Here is a 14,680-nt window from a genome sequence, read left to right as displayed (position 1 = left end):
CAGCCCCATTGATACGCATCAACCTGCACGCCATGAACCCGCCATTCACCGCCCTGCCCCTGGCCGCCCTGGTCCATCCCGACGACGAGCATGCAATGGAGCTGCTGCTCGAACGCGTGGCGTGCCGCCTGCAAGGCGCGGGCTGGCGCGTGGGCGGCCTGGTGCATCGCCAGGACCGCTATGCCAACGGCAACAAGCGCATGCAGCTGTTCGACCTGCGCAGTGACCGCCAATTCGAGCTGTCCCAGGACCTGGGCTGCGCCTCGCGCGCCTGCAGTCTCAACCCCCAGGCCCTGGCCCAGGCCAGCGCCGTGCTGCGCCAGGCGCTGGACGATGGCGTGGATCTGGTGGTGATCAACCGCTTCGGCATCGTCGAGGCCTCGGGCCAGGGCTTTGCCGCCGAATTCGCGGCCTTTGTCGAGGCCGGCACGCCCGTGCTCACGGCCGTCGCGGCCCGCCATCTTGAAGACTGGCGCAGGTACACCGGCAGCCTGCATGCCGAGCTGGCAGCCGATGAGGTGCAGATCGAGCAATGGTGCCAGGCACAGCTTGAGCGCCGTGGCTGCGCCAGCCCCATCCCCTGATTTTCATGACCGATCTTCTGTTCACCCGCCGCCGCTGGCTGGGCCAGGCCATGGCGGCGCTGGCCTCATCGGCTCTTGTTCCCGGCCATGCCCAGGCAACCACGATTGCCGCCCGCATGGGACAGATGCCGGACCCCGCCAAGCTGCGCCGCGTATTCGCGGCCGGACCGCCCGCAGGCGTGCTGGTGGCCACGCGGGCACCGCACAAGCTGCTGGGCTGGCCCCAGCAGCTGGACGATGTCTCGCGCGCCTATCTGGGGCCCACACTGCAGGCGCTGCCGCATCTGGGCCGCCTGTCCGGGCGCGGCAGCACCATGCCGCTGGAATCGCTGCTGAAACTGCAGCCCGACCTGGTGCTGGACGCCGGCACGGCCGATGCCACCTATATCTCGGCCACCGAGCGGCTGGCGCGCCAGACCGGCCTGCCCTGCGTGCTGATCCAGGGTTCGCTGGCCGACCACGCACGCCAGTTGCGCGAGGTCGGCGCCTTGCTGGGCGAGGCTGCGCGTGGCGAAACCCTGGCCCGCCATGCCGATGCCGTGGCGGCGCTGGCGCAGCGTGCCACCCAGGGCCTGGCACCGGCCGAGCGCCCGCGCGTGTACTTCGCGCGCAGCGCCAACGGTCTGGAAACGGGGCTGGCGGGCTCCATCAATGTGGAAGCCGTCGAATATGCGGGCGGGCGCAATGTGGCGGCCGATGCAGGGCGTGGCGGGCTCACGCGCGTGTCCATGGAGCAGATCCTGGCCTGGGACCCGCAGGTCATCGTCACGCAGGAACCCGGCCTTGCCGAGCGCATGCGCCAGGACCCGCTGTGGCGCGGCGTGGCCGCCGTGCGCTCGGGCCGCGTGCACTGCGCGCCGGTCTGGCCCTTCGGCTGGCTGGACGGGCCGCCCGGCGTCAACCGGCTGATCGGTGTGCGCTGGCTGCTGGAAAAGCTCCACCCGCAGGCGCCGGCCCTGCAGGGACTGCCGCCGTTGGAACGCGAGGTGCGCGACTTCTACCGCCTGTTCTACGGCGCCGACCTGTCGCCCGCAGCGCTGGGCAGGCTGATGGAGACTGCGCGTTGATGCCTGCCACAGGCCGCCGCCTGGGGTGGGTGCTCGCGCTGGCCTTGCTGGCCGCCGTGCTGCTGGGGGCGCTGGCGGCGGGTCAGTTCTCCATCGCGCCGCAGCAGCTGTGGCAGTCGCTGCTGGCGCGCGCAATGGGCACTGCCTCGCCCTTGTCCGCCAGCGCCGAGACCGTGCTCTGGAACATCCGCCTGCCACGCATCGCCGCAGGCCTGGCCGTGGGCGCCACGCTGGCGGCGGCAGGCGCGGCCTACCAGGGCATGTTCCGCAACCCGCTGGTCTCGCCCGACATCCTGGGCGTCTCGGCCGGTGCCGGCCTGGGCGCGGTGCTGGGCATCTTCCTGGGCTGGTCCATGGCGGCCGTGCAGGTCCTGGCCTTTGGCGGCGGGCTGGCCGCCGTGGCCGTGGTGGTGGCCATCAGCACCAGCGTGCGCCGCCATGACCCGGTGCTGGTCCTGGTGCTGGCCGGCATTGCGCTGGGCGCGCTGCTGGGAGCGGGCATCGCCCTGGTCAAGACGCTGGCCGACCCCAATACGCAGCTGCCATCCATCACCTTCTGGCTCATGGGCGGCCTGAGCGCCGTGACCCTGCCCGAGCTGGGTGCCACGGCACCCGTGATGCTGTGCGCCCTGCTGCCCCTGCTGCTGCTGCGCTGGCGCATCAACCTGCTGGGCCTGCCTGACGAGGAGGCGCTGGCCCTGGGCGTGCCCGTGGCACGCCTGCGCCTGCTGCTGGTGGCCTGTGCCACGCTGGGCACGGCGGCGGCCGTGTCGCTGGCCGGCATCGTGGGCTGGGTGGGGCTGGTGGTGCCGCATGTGGCGCGCCTGCTGGTCGGCCCCAATTTCGTGCGCCTGCTGCCGGCCTCGGCGCTGTTGGGCGCGGGCTTCGTGGTGGCGGCCGACACCCTGGCGCGCAGCGCGGCGCGCATCGAGCTGCCGCTGGGCATTCTCACGGCCCTGGTCGGCGCGCCCTTCTTCCTCTACCTGCTGTCGCGCACGGGCCGCAATGACTGAAATGCCGACGGCGCCCGTGCTGCAGACGCTGGCCCTGGCCACGGGCCATGGGCGCCGGCGCGTCAGCCAGGGGCTTGACCTGGCCATTGCCGCAGGCGAGGTGCTGTGCCTGCTGGGCCCCAACGGCTGCGGCAAGACCACGTTGTTCCGTACCGTGCTGGGCCTGCTGGCGCCGCTGGCCGGAGAGGTGCGCGTGCAGGGCCAGCCCGTGCACAGCTGGCCGCGTGCCGAGTTTGCGCGGCGCGTGGGCTATGTGCCCCAGGCGCAGGCCGGCGTCTTCGGCTTCGAAGCGCTGGACATGGTGCTCATGGGCCGTGCCGCGCGCCTGCCTGCGCTGGCCCGGCCTTCAAGTGCCGACCGTGCCCTGGCGCTGGGCTGCCTGGAGCAGTTGGGCATCGCCCATCTGGCGCTGCGTCCCTATACCGAGCTGAGCGGCGGCGAGCGCCAGCTGGTGCTGATCGCACGCGCCCTGGCCCAGGAGCCCGCGCTGCTGGTCATGGACGAGCCCACGGCCAGCCTGGACTTCGGCAACCAGATCCGCGTGCTGGACCAGATTGCCGCGCTGCGTGCACGCGGCATGGCCGTGCTGCTGTCCACCCACCAGCCCGAGCATGCGCTGCAGGTGGCCGACCGCATCGCGCTGCTGGGCCGCGGCGGCCTGCAGGCCTGCGGTGCGGCGGCGCAAGTGGCGACACCGGCCGCGCTGGCTGCGCTCTATGGGGTGAGCGAGGCGGCCGTGGCAGCGCGGCTGCCCGCGGACCTGGACAGGCGCAGCGTTGGCATCTAGTGCTTGGGAACGGGCAGCTTCCAGCCAGGCGGGGGCTGCAGCGGGCGACCTGCGTCCTTGAGCATGCGCTCCAGCAGTTGCTGTTCGCTGTGGATGGAGGGATCGGACAACAGCCGGACAAACGGATCGCCACCCGCCTGCATGCTCAGTGGGTTGGACTCGTGCATCAGCCAGTCCAGCTGGTGCCGCCGGGATTGCACTGCAGCGCGCTCGGCCGGGGTTCTGGCAAGCCAGCGCCGTATCGCCAGCCCAAAGGCCTCATCCAGCACGGTGGATGAGCGTTCCGTCATCAGGTGCGCCACATGCAGGCAGTCGGCATCTCGCGCCGGGGCATCGCCCCGCTTTTCGGGTTTGCAGGCATCGATCAAGGTCCGGTAGCCCGGCAGTTCAAAGGCCGCCCAGATGCCCATGGCCGTGATGGCAGCGCCTTCCTCGGGGCGGTAGGGCTGCCCACCTCCAAACGCCTGCAACTCCTCGGCCGTGGGCGGGTGTTTCAGCAGCACCGACTGCATCCAGCGCACGCCCTCATACATGTGCAGGTCCGCATAGCGGCTGTCGCGCGCGGCAGTCAGCAACTCCTGCGGCCCCAGCGCCTGCCACATCAGCGCAGTGAGATTACTGGGTTCCAGCGCCAGCCAGCGGCGCGCAGCCTGCGACCGCAACTCGCCTTCACGTTCAGGCGCCCTGGCAGCCAGCAGTTGGTAGGCCAGCACGTCCTGCCCGGCCCGCTCCAAGGCGGCCTGGCGCCATTGCGGGGCTCGGCTGTCGGCATCCTCTTGTAGGAAGGGTGGGACCGACAGATTGATCAGGATGGCCGCAAAGGCCAGATCGCGCCCGCTGCCGGAACTGGCCAACTGCGCCGCCACGCGATGCAGATACGCATCCCAGGCCGATTCCTGTGCGGATTTGTCGGGTTCAGGCATGTCAGCTGTGTGCGCTGCTGACAACGGGGACGGCGGCGGTGCCGGCTTCTGGACCTGCGCCTGAGCAGCAGTTGCCAATGCCAAGGCCAGCCCGATGGCGGCACAACGGTTTCGCATTCTGAAATCCTCCCTCTGGCCGGAAAGCATATCGGCCGCTCATGCGTTTGGCATGCCCAGCCCCACAAAGCCTGCTGCCATTCACTTATATCCATATCCACATACTTGCAGGACAAAACAATCGTTTGCTTCTATAAGGCCATTGCTTACATTTCCGTCCATGCAGGGTTCTGCGCGCGTTTCCCGCAAGTGCCTCGGTGCCACGCAATGAACCCCTGCACCGCCGCCACTGGCGGCAGTCGAAGACCCCACATCCGAAGCGCCATGTACCAATACACCGAATTCGACAAACAGTTCATCCGCCTGCGCGCCGAGCAGTTCCGTGACCAGCTCGAACGCTGGCAGGCCGGCAAGCTCTCGGAGGATGAGTTCAAGCCCCTGCGTCTGCAAAACGGCTGGTATGTGCAGCGCTACGCGCCCATGCTGCGCGTGGCCGTGCCCTACGGCGAACTGTCCAGCGCCCAGTTGCGCGTTCTGGCCCGCGTGGCCCGCGAGTACGACCAGCCCGACGCCGCCCTGCTGGCCGAGGCCCGCGCCACCCAGGACCGGCTGGGCGACATCCCGCTGCACGACGGCCGCCGCATCGGCTCCGACCTGAAGTTCGGCTACGGCCACTTCACCACGCGCACCAACGTCCAATACAACTGGATTCCGCTGTCCAAGGCCGCCGACGTGATGGACCTGCTGGCCAGCGTGAACCTGCACGGCATCCAGACCAGCGGCAACTGCATCCGCAACATCAACAGCGACGCGCTGGCGGGCATTGCCATCGACGAGATCGCCGACCCCCGCCCCTTCACCGAAATCCTGCGCCAGTGGAGCACGCTGCACCCCGAGTTCAGCTTCCTGCCGCGCAAGTTCAAGGTCTCCATCAGCGGCGCCGAGGAAGACCGCGCCGCGCTGGGCTGGTACGACGTGGGCCTGCAGTTGCTCAAGAACGAGGCTGGCGAGCTGGGCTTCAAGGTGCGCGTGGGCGGCGGCATGGGCCGCACGCCCACCATCAGCCCGGTGCTGCGCGAGTTCCTGCCCTGGAACCAGCTGATGAACTACCTGGAAGCCGTGATCCGCGTCTACAACCGCTACGGCCGCCGCGACAACGCCTGGAAGGCGCGCATCAAGATCCTCGTGAAGTCCGAGGGCCAGAACTTCATCGACCAGGTCGATGAGGAATTCCGCCAGATCGTCGAGGTCGAGGGTGGTCCCCACACCATCACGCAAGCCGAGTACGACCGCGTGGCCGCCAATTTCCGCGAGCCCGAGCTGGACCTGTCGCCCGCCAATGCCGAGGCCGAGACCCTGGCCCTGCTGCGCACGGCCGCCGAGGAAGACAAGGACTTCGGCCGCTGGCTGATCAGCAACGTGCGCCCGCACCGCCACCCGCAACTGCGCGCCGTGCTGCTGTCGTTCAAGCGCCTGGGCTACGCGCCCGGCGATGCCACGGCCGACCAGATGGATGCCGCCGCCGCGCTGGCCGACCAGTTCTCGGCCGGCGAGATGCGCGTCACCCACGAGCAGAACCTGCTGCTGCCCTGGGTGCGCCGCGACCAGCTGCCCCAGCTGTACAAGGCGGCCAAGGCCCTGGGCCTGGCCAAGCCCAACATCGGCCTGCTGACCGACATGATCGCCTGCCCCGGCGGCGACTTCTGCTCGCTGGCCAATGCGCGCTCCCTGCCCATTGCCGAGGCCATCACCGAGCGCTACCAGGACCTGGACGAGCTGTGGGACCTGGGCGAGATCGACCTGCACATCAGCGGCTGCATCAACAGCTGCGGCCACCACCACAGCGGCCACATCGGCATCCTGGGCGTGGACAAGGACGGCAAGGAGTGGTACCAGATCACGCTGGGCGGCGCCGACGGCTCCCACCTGTCCGGCCCGGCCACGCCCGGCAAGATCATCGGCCCCTCGTTCAGCGCCGCCGAAGTGCCGGGCGTGATCGAAGCCCTGCTGGCCACCTACCGTGAGCAGCGCCAAAGCGAAGGCGGCCGTTTCGAGACCTTCATCGCCACCGTGCGCCGCGTGGGCATCGACCCGTTCAAGGCCGCCGGCAATGCCGCCCGGCACCCCGCCAAGCACACCGAGGAAGCGGCCGCCTGACCCCAGGTGAGAGCCGCAGGAGATCCCCATGAAAATCATCGCCGCCCAAGAGCACCAAAGCCCGGCCGAAGGCCAGCAGACCATCATCGCCCCGGCCAATGACGCCGATCCCTTCACGCTGGATCTGACCGGCGTGCAGCGCATCGACCTGCACTTTCCCAAGTTCACCGATGGCCGCGCCTTCAGCCAGGCCCGCCTGCTGCGCAAGCGCCTGGGCTTCCAGGGCGAGATCCGCGCCACCGGCGACGTGCTGATCGACCAGCTGGTGCAGATGCAGCGCTGCGGCTTCGACGTGGCCGTGCTGCGCGAAGGCGTGGACATCGCCGACGCCCAGCGCCAGCTCGACCGCTTCCACGGCTTCTACCAGGGCGATGCCGTCCATCCCGAGCCCCACTTCGTCAAGGCGGCCTGACATGGGTGCGCAAAGCTTTCTGTCGCGACAGGCATCGGCCAAGGCCACCGAGGTCAACGGCCGTGCCAGCAGCGGCTTTGCCGACAAGCTGGCCGCCACCGAGGCCTTGCTGCGCGAGGCTGCGGCGCTGGGCGCCGAGGCCGTGACGCAGGCCTCCAGCCTGGGCGCCGAGGATGTGGTGATCACCGACATCATCCACCGCCTGGGCCTGGACATCCCCGTCTTCGTGCTGGACACCGGCGCCCTGCACACCGAGACCCTGGCCCTGCTGGAGCGCACCCAGTCGCTGCCCGGCCTGAGCGTCAAGGTCTACCGGCCGCAGCTCGAATCGGTGATCCACTTCATCCGCGACAACGGCCAGGACGCCATGTACCGCAGCATCGAGCTGCGCAAGGCCTGCTGCGGCGTGCGCAAGATGGAGCCGCTGGCGCGTGCGCTGGCCGGCAAGAGCGCCTGGATCACGGGCCTGCGCCGCGAGCAGTCCAATGCCCGCGCCGACGTGCCCGCCGTGGACCGCAGCGAGGTCGAGACCAAGGGCCTGACCAAGTTCAACCCGCTGACCGACTGGACCCAGGGCGATGTCTGGCACTACATCGCCAGCCATGGCGTGGACTACAACCCGCTGCACGACCAGTTCTATCCCAGCATCGGCTGCGCACCCTGCACGCGCGCCGTCAGCCTTGGCGAGGACTTCCGCGCCGGCCGCTGGTGGTGGGAGGATGAAGCGGCCAAGGAATGCGGCCTGCACGCCAAGAAGTGAAGCCTGCAGGGTTTGACACCGATTTGATTGGAAACCAAGAAATGAATGCCCGTGTGGACACCTCCGTGCTGAGCCATCTCAGCAACCGCCACCTCGACGCCCTCGAAGAGGAAACCATCTTCGTGCTGCGCGAAGTGGCCGCCGCCTTCGAGCGCCCCACCCTGCTGTTTTCGGGCGGCAAGGACTCGCTGGTCATGCTGCGCTGCGCCGAAAAAGCCTTCGGCAAGGGCCGCATCCCCTACCCGCTGCTGATGATCGACACCGGCCACAACTTCCCGGAAGTGACCGATTTCCGCGACCTGCGTGCCAAGGAGCTCGGCGCCGAACTCATCGTGCGCAGCGTCGAGGACTCCATGGCACGCGGCACCGTGCGCCTGGCCCATCCGGGCGAAAGCCGCAACGTCCACCAGTCGGTAACGCTGCTGGAGGCCATCGATGAATTCCGCTTCGACGCCCTGATCGGCGGCGCCCGCCGCGACGAGGAAAAGGCCCGCGCCAAGGAACGCATCTTCAGCCACCGCGACAGCTTCGGCCAATGGCAGCCCAAGGCCCAGCGCCCCGAGCTGTGGACGCTGTTCAACACGCGTCTGGCCCCCGGCGAGCACTTCCGCGTGTTCCCCATCAGCAACTGGACTGAACTCGATGTCTGGCAATACATCGAGCGCGAGCAGATCGCCCTGCCCAGCATCTACTACACGCACAAGCGCGAAGTGGTGGAGCGCCGCGGCCTGCTGGTGCCCGTGACCGAACTCACACCCCCGCGCGACGGCGAGGAAGTCGTGGTGCGCGACGTGCGCTTTCGCACCGTGGGCGACATCACCTGCACCTGCCCCGTGGAAAGCGAAGCCGCCACGGCAGCCGACATCGTGCTCGAAACCCTGGCCGCCGAAGTCAGCGAACGCGGAGCCACGCGCATGGACGACAAGACCAGCGACGCCTCCATGGAAAAGCGCAAGAAGGACGGATATTTCTGATGACCACCGCAAGCATTGCCGCCGACGCAGCCGTCGCGGATTCCACGGCCACCCAGGCCAGCCAGGCCACACAGCAGACCGCCGCCAACGCCTCGGCCTTGCGCTTCATCACCTGCGGCTCCGTCGATGACGGCAAGAGCACGCTGATCGGCCGCCTGCTGGTGGACACGCGCGCCGTGCTGCAGGACCAGCTGGCCGGCGTCACCAAGAGCGGCGAGACCGACCTGGCGCTGCTGACCGATGGCCTGTCGGCCGAGCGCGAGCAGGGCATCACCATCGACGTGGCCTACCGCTACTTCGCCACCGAAAGCCGCAAGTTCATCATCGGCGACGCGCCGGGCCATGAGCAGTACACGCGCAACATGGTCACCGCCGCCAGCAGCGCCGACGCCGCCGTGGTGCTGGTCGATGCCACCAAGCTCGACTGGAAGAACCCGCAACTCACCCTGCTGCCGCAGACGCGCCGCCACAGCCTGCTGGCCCACCTGCTGCGCGTGCATTCGCTGGTGTTTGCCGTCAACAAGCTCGACGCCGTCGAAGACCCGCAACAGGCCTTCGTCCACATCCGCGGCGCGCTGGAGCGCTTCACGGCCGAGGCCGGCATTGCCTCGGCTGCCACCGTGCCCGTCTCGGCCCTCAAGGGCTTCAACGTGGTCAACGCCGAGCCCGGCTGGGCCGGCTACGACGGCCCCAGCCTGCTGCAACTGCTGGAGCAGTTGCCCAACACGCCGACCGACACCGGCCTGGCGCTGGCCTTCCCCGTGCAGTGGGTGGAGAAATTCTCGTCCTCGGCCGATACCAGCCAGGGCCGCCGCGTGTTCTGGGGCCGCGTGGCCGCAGGCCGCGCACGCGTGGGCGACGCCGTGCAGATCCTGCCCAGCGGCCAGCAGGCCGTGATTGCCCAGGTGCTGGACCATGCCCGCGTTCCCGGCTCCATCGACGCAGGCCTGTCGGCCGGCATCACGCTGGACCGCGAGGTCGATGTCTCGCGCGGCGACTGGCTCGTCGCAGCCCCTGCGGCTGCAGCGGCCGCTGCCGATGACGACTTCGACGCCCCGCAAGCGCAGCCCGCATGGCCCAGCAAGCGCGAGCTGACCGCCACCGTGGCCTGGATGGACGAGCAGCCGCTGGTCCCCGGCCGCACCTACCTGGCGCTGCACGGCCACCGCTGGATCAAGGCCAAGGCCCGCCGCGTGGTGCACCGCCTGAACATCCACACGCTGGCCCAGGAAGAGGCCACCCAGCTGGAGCCCAACGCCATCGGCCGCGTGGAGCTGCTGCTGCAGGAAAGCATTCCCGCAGCGCCCTTCGCCCAGGCCCGCCAGCTGGGTGCGCTGATCCTTGTGGACACGGCCAGCCACGCCACCGCAGGCGCTGCACTGCTGGATTGAGCAACTGGACAGTCCCGCTTCGCGAGCCGGCACATGCCGGCTCGTGGGCTTTCGGAAAACCGCAGCAGTCCGCGCCAGAATCCTTGCCATGTACGGGACTGGCTCCTGAAAAATTTTAGAATCCCGGGTTGATACCGACATTCACACTGCCATAAAAGACTCCCATGACTCACGTCGTCACCGAAAACTGCATCAAGTGCAAATACACAGATTGTGTGGATGTCTGCCCCGTGGACTGCTTCCGCGAAGGCCCCAACTTCCTCGTGATCGATCCTGACGAGTGCATCGACTGCGCCGTGTGCATTCCCGAATGCCCGGCCAATGCCATCTTTGCCGAGGAAGACGTCCCCGCCGACCAACTGGCCTTCATCAAGCTCAATGCCGAGCTGTCGCTGGAAAAGGGCTGGAAGAGCATCACCAAGCGCAAGGCCTCGCTGCCCGACGCCGACGACTGGAACGGCAAGCCTGGCAAGCTGGACCAGCTCGAACGCTGAAGCCGCGCAGCCCATGCAAGACACCTCCGGTACGCAACCGATCCAGACCGATGCCCTCGTCATAGGCGCAGGCCCGGCGGGCCTGTTCCAGGTGTTCCAGCTGGGCCTGCAAGGCATTCGCTGCCATGTCGTCGATGCCCTGCCCCATGTGGGCGGGCAGTGCGCGCAGCTGTACGGCGACAAGCCCATCTACGACATTCCCGGCATTCCGGTATGCACGGGCCATGAACTGGTCCAGCTGCTGCAGCGGCAGGTCGCACCCATGGACGCGCAACTGCACCTTTCCCAGCAGGTCTCCCAGCTGCAGCGCATGGACGATGGCCGCTGGCTGGCGCAGACCTCGCAAGGCCTTGAACTGCACGCGCGCAGCGTCTTCATTGCGGCTGGCGTGGGCGCCTTTGTGCCCAAGGCGCTGAAGGTGCCCGGCGTGGAGCTGCTGGCTGCAGGCCAGCTTCACTACCATCCTGCCGATCTGGAAATGGTGCGAGGCCAGACCGCCATCGTCCACGGCGGAGACGAAGAGGCCGTGGCCGCGGCCATTGCCTGCGCCGACAAGGCCCAGACCACCTGCCTGCTCTACCGCCGCGACGCCTTCCAGGCTTCGGCCGCACTGCTGGAGCGCCTGCAGGAGCTGCGCGACAGCGGCGCCATCCGCGTGGTGATCGGCCAGATCACGCAACTGCATGCCGATGCAGGCCAACTGCGCGCCGTTCAATGGATGGATGGCGAAGGCCAGGAGCACGAACTGGCGGCGCAGCAACTGGTCGTCTGCCTGGGCATCTCCCCCCGCCTGGGCCCGGTCGCCGAATGGGGTCTGGCCATGGAACGCAAGCAGCTGCTGGTGAACCCTGCAACCCAGGCCACCGATGCGCCAGGCATCTATGCGATTGGCGACATCGTCAGCTACCCGGGCAAGCACAAGCTGATCCTGTGCGGCTTCCACGAAGCCACCATGGCGGCCTTTGCCGCCGCCGAGTACCTGCAGGGCGAAAAACCGCTGCTGCAGTACACGACGACCAGCGCACGGCTGCACGCCATCCTCGGCGTTTCCCACCCGCAGGCATGATTGCTCGTGGCCGCACCCCGGCGGCCCTACAGTTTGGCGCGGCAGTGTCGATAGAGTTGGCAGCGTCCACTCATGCACATCAAGCCTATGGTTGCCACACTCGAAGCCCCTCCCAGCACCGCGATCGCGCCACCGGCCGATCCGCGCAGCTTCACCTTCCAGATGCCGCTGTTTCGCCCCGGCACGCATGTCACGCAAAACGGCAAGGCCGAGAAGGTCAGCCACGTGATACTGCGTCGCCGCGAACTGATGGTCTACCTGGTCGGCCATGAAGACCCCGTCAGGCCTGAACGGCTGAGCATCACGCCTTCGATGTTCACCACACAGCGGCGCCCTGAAGCCCTGAGCTGGATCCTTTGAAAGAAACCGGGCCTGGGCCCGGTTTCATCGATCATCCATCCAGGCTCAGGCCTCGTTGCGCCCGGCCATCCTCTGGCCCAGGCGCACGGGCGCGGCATGCGTCCACTGCCCGTTGAAGCGAAGCCCTGCCGATGCGGGAAACAGCATGACGACGGTGGAGCCCAGCTGGAAGCGCCCCATTTCCTCGCCCTGGCCCAGGACGATGGACTGGTCGTCATAGCGCCAGTCCTGGATGCGTCCGGGACGGGGCGGATTGACGATGCCGTGCCACACCGTTCCCATGCTGCCCACGATGGTGGCACCCACCAGCACCAGCACCATGGGACCGTGGTCGGTATCGAAAACGCAGACCACGCGCTCGTTGCGCGCAAACAGGCCCGGCACGCCGCGCGCCGTGACCGGGTTGACCGAGAACAGTTCGCCCGGCACATAGATCATGCGCCGCAGCCGGCCTGCACAGGGCATGTGGATGCGGTGGTAGTCGCGTGGGCTCAGGTAAATGGTGGCGAAATGCCCGTTGTCGAACTGCCGCGCCAACTGCGCATCGCCGCCGACCAGCGCCGTGGCGCTGTAGCTGTGTCCCTTGGCCTGGAAGATCTGCTCGCCCTCGATGGCGCCGATCTGGCTGATGGCCCCATCCACCGGACAGACCCAGTCGGCCGAAGCCAGCGGCCGCACACCGGGCTTGAGCGCCCGCGTGAAGAACTCGTTGAAGCTGGCATAGGCCGCAGGATCGGAATCGGCCGCCTCCGACATGTCCACGCCATAGCGTGCAATGAAGCGCCGGATGACTGCCGTGGTCAGGTCGCCAGCACGCGCCTGGGCCAGGCGCCCCATGACGGCAGTCAGCGCCTGCTTGGGCAAAAGATACTGGGAGAGAACGGCAAGTCGATCAGACATCGAGGTTTTGCTATGAAAGTAATAGAAGTTGTGGGCGGATTCTAGCCAACCCACACCCCTCGCCCTCAACTCCTCCCGCCGCTTTCAGCACTTGTCACGCCCGCCTTGAAGCCACGCGCACGATTTCCGGAGGCCGCGGATGAAACGCAGATGACAAAGGCAGCACCGCTCCAGCAAAAATCCACCCTGTGTTTTGCGTGCGACGGCCGCATTGGGCCGCGCACGCGCGGGAATGCAACGCTGTAGAATTGGGAAGTTTTAGCTGTTGCCGGGCTTTGCCTTTGCGACACCATTGTGACCTGGCCTTCCGTTCGGTCTGCGCCTCTTGCGCAGAACATCCACTGCTTTTTCAGCCTCGGCCCACGTACCCCATGTTCTGTGGGCCAGGCAAGGCCTTCGTGGTTCCGACAAGTGAGTGCCGCAACCGACCCAGACCTGAGAGATTGAACACATGGCCAAAGAAGAACTGATTGAAATGCAGGGTTCCGTCACGGAAGTCCTGCCTGACTCTCGCTTTCGTGTGACGCTGGAAAACGGACACCAGCTGATCGCCTACACCGGCGGCAAGATGCGCAAGCACCACATCCGCATCCTGGCTGGCGACAAGGTATCGCTGGAGATGTCGCCCTACGACCTGACCAAGGGCCGCATCACCTTCCGTCACCTGGCCAACCGCGGCCCGGGACCCGGCTCGCGTTGAGCAAAAAATTCGCCCATTGCGAAAATACCCATTTTTTTGACGCTACAATAGCGTTTTAGTCGGAGCGTAGCGCAGCCTGGTAGCGCATCTGCTTTGGGAGCAGAGGGTCGCGAGTTCGAATCCCGCCGCTCCGACCAATGAATCAAGGGGTTAGCTCGAAAGGGCTAACCCCTTTCTTCTAACCAAATTCATGGTCTTCTAACCAGAAGCCGCAAAAAGACAAAGCCCCCTCGGCGCCGTGATGGCAGCTGAGGGTTTTTTTTTGCGTTCTGGAGTGCCAACATCCGTCCTGAGAAAAATCAACATCGCCGAGGGCAGGCCAGCGCCCTACCCCTCGGCCTTCAGTTCGGCCAGTTGCTCAGCTGGCAGTAGCCCCTCCTCCTCAGGCTTCTCTGCCCCGCTCCGCAATGCTCCCAGCGGCGGCAGCTTTATCAGCGCATCAGCCTGTGCGGCCGTGCCGTGCAGCCAGGCGTCCCAGTCCTGCTGCTCCAGCATCACTACGCCCCGCTTTTCCTTGCCGGGCCGGTGCATGAGCGACAGCACAGGGTGGCCGTCCGCAGGCTGCGTGATCATCGTGTAGTTCGGGACGAGCTCGCCTGTTTCTGGATCGGTCCATTCGCTGTACAGCCCGGCCAGGGCCGCCGGCTCCCCATCAGCCCGCCGGAACGACCACCACACGTTGCGCGAGACCAGCCCCCAATAGGGCTCTACCCAAGATTCGACCGGGATCAAACAGCGCTGGCCCGCGCGCCAGGCCGGCGCGAACGTCCAGGACTTTCCGATCGTCTCGCGCCGGGCGTTGTTGGTGGACATGTGCTTGCCGTCTGCAGTCATTGGCCGCCGCGTCTTCGAGCTGCGCGGGATCATGCCCCACTGCCCGACCTCAATCTCGCCACCGGGCTTGATGTACGGCCCCAGGGCCAGTGGTGTGACGTGCGGCTTCCACCATGGCAGTGGCGCCTGTCGGCCGACCCGCCACATGCGCTCAACTTCGATCTCACGCGGGGTGTTATATCGATTGCACATAAGTGGATG

16 protein-coding genes and 1 tRNA gene are annotated in these 14,680 nt (G+C 67.3%); 14 read left to right on the top strand and 3 right to left on the bottom strand.

Annotated elements, in window-relative coordinates:
- The first annotated feature begins 32 nt into the window (after positions 1–32).
- Genes LGR64_RS07210 through LGR64_RS07195 form a run of 4 tightly spaced genes read left to right on the top strand, consistent with a single transcriptional unit; the run spans position 33 to position 3,451 of the window.
- A complete protein-coding gene (locus LGR64_RS07210; protein ID WP_230355158.1) occupies positions 33–584 on the top strand; it encodes a DUF2478 domain-containing protein in 552 nt (183 codons plus the stop codon).
- Between the two features lie 5 nt (positions 585–589).
- Entirely contained in the window at positions 590–1,651 is a 1,062-nt protein-coding gene (locus tag LGR64_RS07205) for an iron ABC transporter substrate-binding protein (protein WP_230355157.1), read from the top strand.
- Positions 1,651–2,664 (top strand): FecCD family ABC transporter permease, encoded by a 1,014-nt coding sequence (locus tag LGR64_RS07200; protein WP_230355156.1) that lies wholly within the window; start codon positions 1,651–1,653, stop codon positions 2,662–2,664. Before LGR64_RS07205 ends, LGR64_RS07200 begins: the two co-directional genes overlap by 1 nt.
- A 1-nt stretch (position 2,665) precedes the next feature.
- The gene (locus LGR64_RS07195) at positions 2,666–3,451 is read left to right on the top strand and encodes an ABC transporter ATP-binding protein (RefSeq protein ID WP_198820246.1); all 786 of its coding nucleotides are present in this window, start codon (positions 2,666–2,668) and stop codon (positions 3,449–3,451) included.
- On the opposite strand, the gene LGR64_RS07190 is transcribed toward LGR64_RS07195, so the two are convergent.
- Positions 3,448–4,374 carry a hypothetical protein gene (locus tag LGR64_RS07190; RefSeq protein WP_230355155.1) on the bottom strand — a complete coding sequence of 309 codons (927 nt, stop codon included), beginning with the start codon at positions 4,372–4,374 and terminating at the stop codon, positions 3,448–3,450. The genes LGR64_RS07195 and LGR64_RS07190 overlap by 4 nt on opposite strands.
- Before the next feature lie 381 nt (positions 4,375–4,755).
- On the opposite strand from LGR64_RS07190, the gene LGR64_RS07185 reads away from it, so the two are divergent.
- The 8 genes from LGR64_RS07185 to LGR64_RS07150 all read left to right on the top strand — a co-directional run bounded on the left by LGR64_RS07185 (position 4,756) and on the right by LGR64_RS07150 (position 12,045).
- A complete protein-coding gene (locus tag LGR64_RS07185; RefSeq protein ID WP_013801649.1) occupies positions 4,756–6,588 on the top strand; it encodes a nitrite/sulfite reductase in 1,833 nt (610 codons plus the stop codon).
- Positions 6,589–6,616: 28 nt separating this feature from the next.
- Positions 6,617–7,000 carry a DUF934 domain-containing protein gene (locus LGR64_RS07180; RefSeq protein WP_034395300.1) on the top strand — a complete coding sequence of 128 codons (384 nt, stop codon included), beginning with the start codon at positions 6,617–6,619 and terminating at the stop codon, positions 6,998–7,000.
- Between the two features lies 1 nt (position 7,001).
- Positions 7,002–7,760, top strand: a complete 759-nt coding sequence (locus LGR64_RS07175) for a phosphoadenylyl-sulfate reductase (RefSeq protein ID WP_013801647.1) — start codon at positions 7,002–7,004, stop codon at positions 7,758–7,760.
- A gap of 41 nt (positions 7,761–7,801) precedes the next feature.
- A complete protein-coding gene (cysD, locus tag LGR64_RS07170; protein ID WP_013801646.1) occupies positions 7,802–8,734 on the top strand; it encodes a sulfate adenylyltransferase subunit CysD in 933 nt (310 codons plus the stop codon).
- On the top strand, positions 8,734–10,125 hold the full coding sequence (locus tag LGR64_RS07165; protein WP_012206455.1) for a sulfate adenylyltransferase subunit 1: 1,392 nt from the start codon (positions 8,734–8,736) through the stop codon (positions 10,123–10,125). The genes cysD and LGR64_RS07165 overlap by 1 nt, the downstream gene beginning before the upstream one ends.
- A gap of 164 nt (positions 10,126–10,289) precedes the next feature.
- Positions 10,290–10,619: a ferredoxin FdxA gene (gene fdxA, locus LGR64_RS07160; RefSeq protein WP_012206456.1), complete on the top strand. Its 330-nt coding sequence runs from the start codon at positions 10,290–10,292 to the stop codon at positions 10,617–10,619.
- A gap of 13 nt (positions 10,620–10,632) precedes the next feature.
- Complete coding sequence (locus LGR64_RS07155; RefSeq protein ID WP_230355154.1) at positions 10,633–11,685, top strand: NAD(P)/FAD-dependent oxidoreductase; 1,053 nt, start codon at positions 10,633–10,635, stop codon at positions 11,683–11,685.
- 87 nt (positions 11,686–11,772) lie between these two features.
- A complete protein-coding gene (locus tag LGR64_RS07150) occupies positions 11,773–12,045 on the top strand; it encodes a hypothetical protein (RefSeq protein WP_224986237.1) in 273 nt (90 codons plus the stop codon).
- A 45-nt stretch (positions 12,046–12,090) separates the two neighbouring features.
- Here the strand turns inward: LGR64_RS07150 and asd are convergent, their stop codons facing one another.
- Positions 12,091–12,945: an archaetidylserine decarboxylase gene (gene asd, locus LGR64_RS07145; RefSeq protein WP_230355153.1), complete on the bottom strand. Its 855-nt coding sequence runs from the start codon at positions 12,943–12,945 to the stop codon at positions 12,091–12,093.
- Positions 12,946–13,396: 451 nt separating this feature from the next.
- Here asd and infA point away from each other — a divergent pair, with 451 nt between their 5' ends.
- Together infA and LGR64_RS07135 are read left to right on the top strand one after the other, a co-directional pair.
- The gene (gene infA / locus LGR64_RS07140; protein WP_012206460.1) at positions 13,397–13,645 is read left to right on the top strand and encodes a translation initiation factor IF-1; all 249 of its coding nucleotides are present in this window, start codon (positions 13,397–13,399) and stop codon (positions 13,643–13,645) included.
- Positions 13,646–13,705: 60 nt separating this feature from the next.
- A tRNA-Pro gene (locus LGR64_RS07135) sits at positions 13,706–13,782 on the top strand.
- Between the two features lie 190 nt (positions 13,783–13,972).
- On the opposite strand, the gene LGR64_RS07130 is transcribed toward LGR64_RS07135, so the two are convergent.
- On the bottom strand, positions 13,973–14,626 hold the full coding sequence (locus LGR64_RS07130) for an SOS response-associated peptidase family protein (protein WP_268868990.1): 654 nt from the start codon (positions 14,624–14,626) through the stop codon (positions 13,973–13,975).
- Positions 14,627–14,680: the final 54 nt, after the last annotated feature.

The organism is Delftia sp. Lp-1 (assembly GCF_020523835.1).
GTDB lineage: Bacteria > Pseudomonadota > Gammaproteobacteria > Burkholderiales > Burkholderiaceae_C > Comamonas > Comamonas acidovorans.
The sequence above is the reverse complement of the archived record's forward strand: the minus strand, read 5'-3'. Positions and strand labels throughout refer to the sequence as shown.

Bases quoted from the DNA above. Each gene is read 5' to 3' on its own strand.
- LGR64_RS07210 (WP_230355158.1), top strand. From the start codon at position 33: ATGAACCCGCCATTCACCGCCCTGCCCCTGGCCGCCCTGGTCCATCCC.
- LGR64_RS07205 (WP_230355157.1), top strand. From the start codon at position 590: ATGACCGATCTTCTGTTCACCCGCCGCCGCTGGCTGGGCCAGGCCATG.
- LGR64_RS07200 (WP_230355156.1), top strand. From the start codon at position 1,651: ATGCCTGCCACAGGCCGCCGCCTGGGGTGGGTGCTCGCGCTGGCCTTG.
- LGR64_RS07195 (WP_198820246.1), top strand. From the start codon at position 2,666: ATGCCGACGGCGCCCGTGCTGCAGACGCTGGCCCTGGCCACGGGCCAT.
- LGR64_RS07190 (WP_230355155.1), bottom strand. From the start codon at position 4,374: ATGCCTGAACCCGACAAATCCGCACAGGAATCGGCCTGGGATGCGTAT.
- LGR64_RS07185 (WP_013801649.1), top strand. From the start codon at position 4,756: ATGTACCAATACACCGAATTCGACAAACAGTTCATCCGCCTGCGCGCC.
- LGR64_RS07180 (WP_034395300.1), top strand. From the start codon at position 6,617: ATGAAAATCATCGCCGCCCAAGAGCACCAAAGCCCGGCCGAAGGCCAG.
- LGR64_RS07175 (WP_013801647.1), top strand. From the start codon at position 7,002: ATGGGTGCGCAAAGCTTTCTGTCGCGACAGGCATCGGCCAAGGCCACC.
- cysD (WP_013801646.1), top strand. From the start codon at position 7,802: ATGAATGCCCGTGTGGACACCTCCGTGCTGAGCCATCTCAGCAACCGC.
- LGR64_RS07165 (WP_012206455.1), top strand. From the start codon at position 8,734: ATGACCACCGCAAGCATTGCCGCCGACGCAGCCGTCGCGGATTCCACG.
- fdxA (WP_012206456.1), top strand. From the start codon at position 10,290: ATGACTCACGTCGTCACCGAAAACTGCATCAAGTGCAAATACACAGAT.
- LGR64_RS07155 (WP_230355154.1), top strand. From the start codon at position 10,633: ATGCAAGACACCTCCGGTACGCAACCGATCCAGACCGATGCCCTCGTC.
- LGR64_RS07150 (WP_224986237.1), top strand. From the start codon at position 11,773: ATGGTTGCCACACTCGAAGCCCCTCCCAGCACCGCGATCGCGCCACCG.
- asd (WP_230355153.1), bottom strand. From the start codon at position 12,945: ATGTCTGATCGACTTGCCGTTCTCTCCCAGTATCTTTTGCCCAAGCAG.
- infA (WP_012206460.1), top strand. From the start codon at position 13,397: ATGGCCAAAGAAGAACTGATTGAAATGCAGGGTTCCGTCACGGAAGTC.
- LGR64_RS07130 (WP_268868990.1), bottom strand. From the start codon at position 14,626: ATGTGGCGGGTCGGCCGACAGGCGCCACTGCCATGGTGGAAGCCGCAC.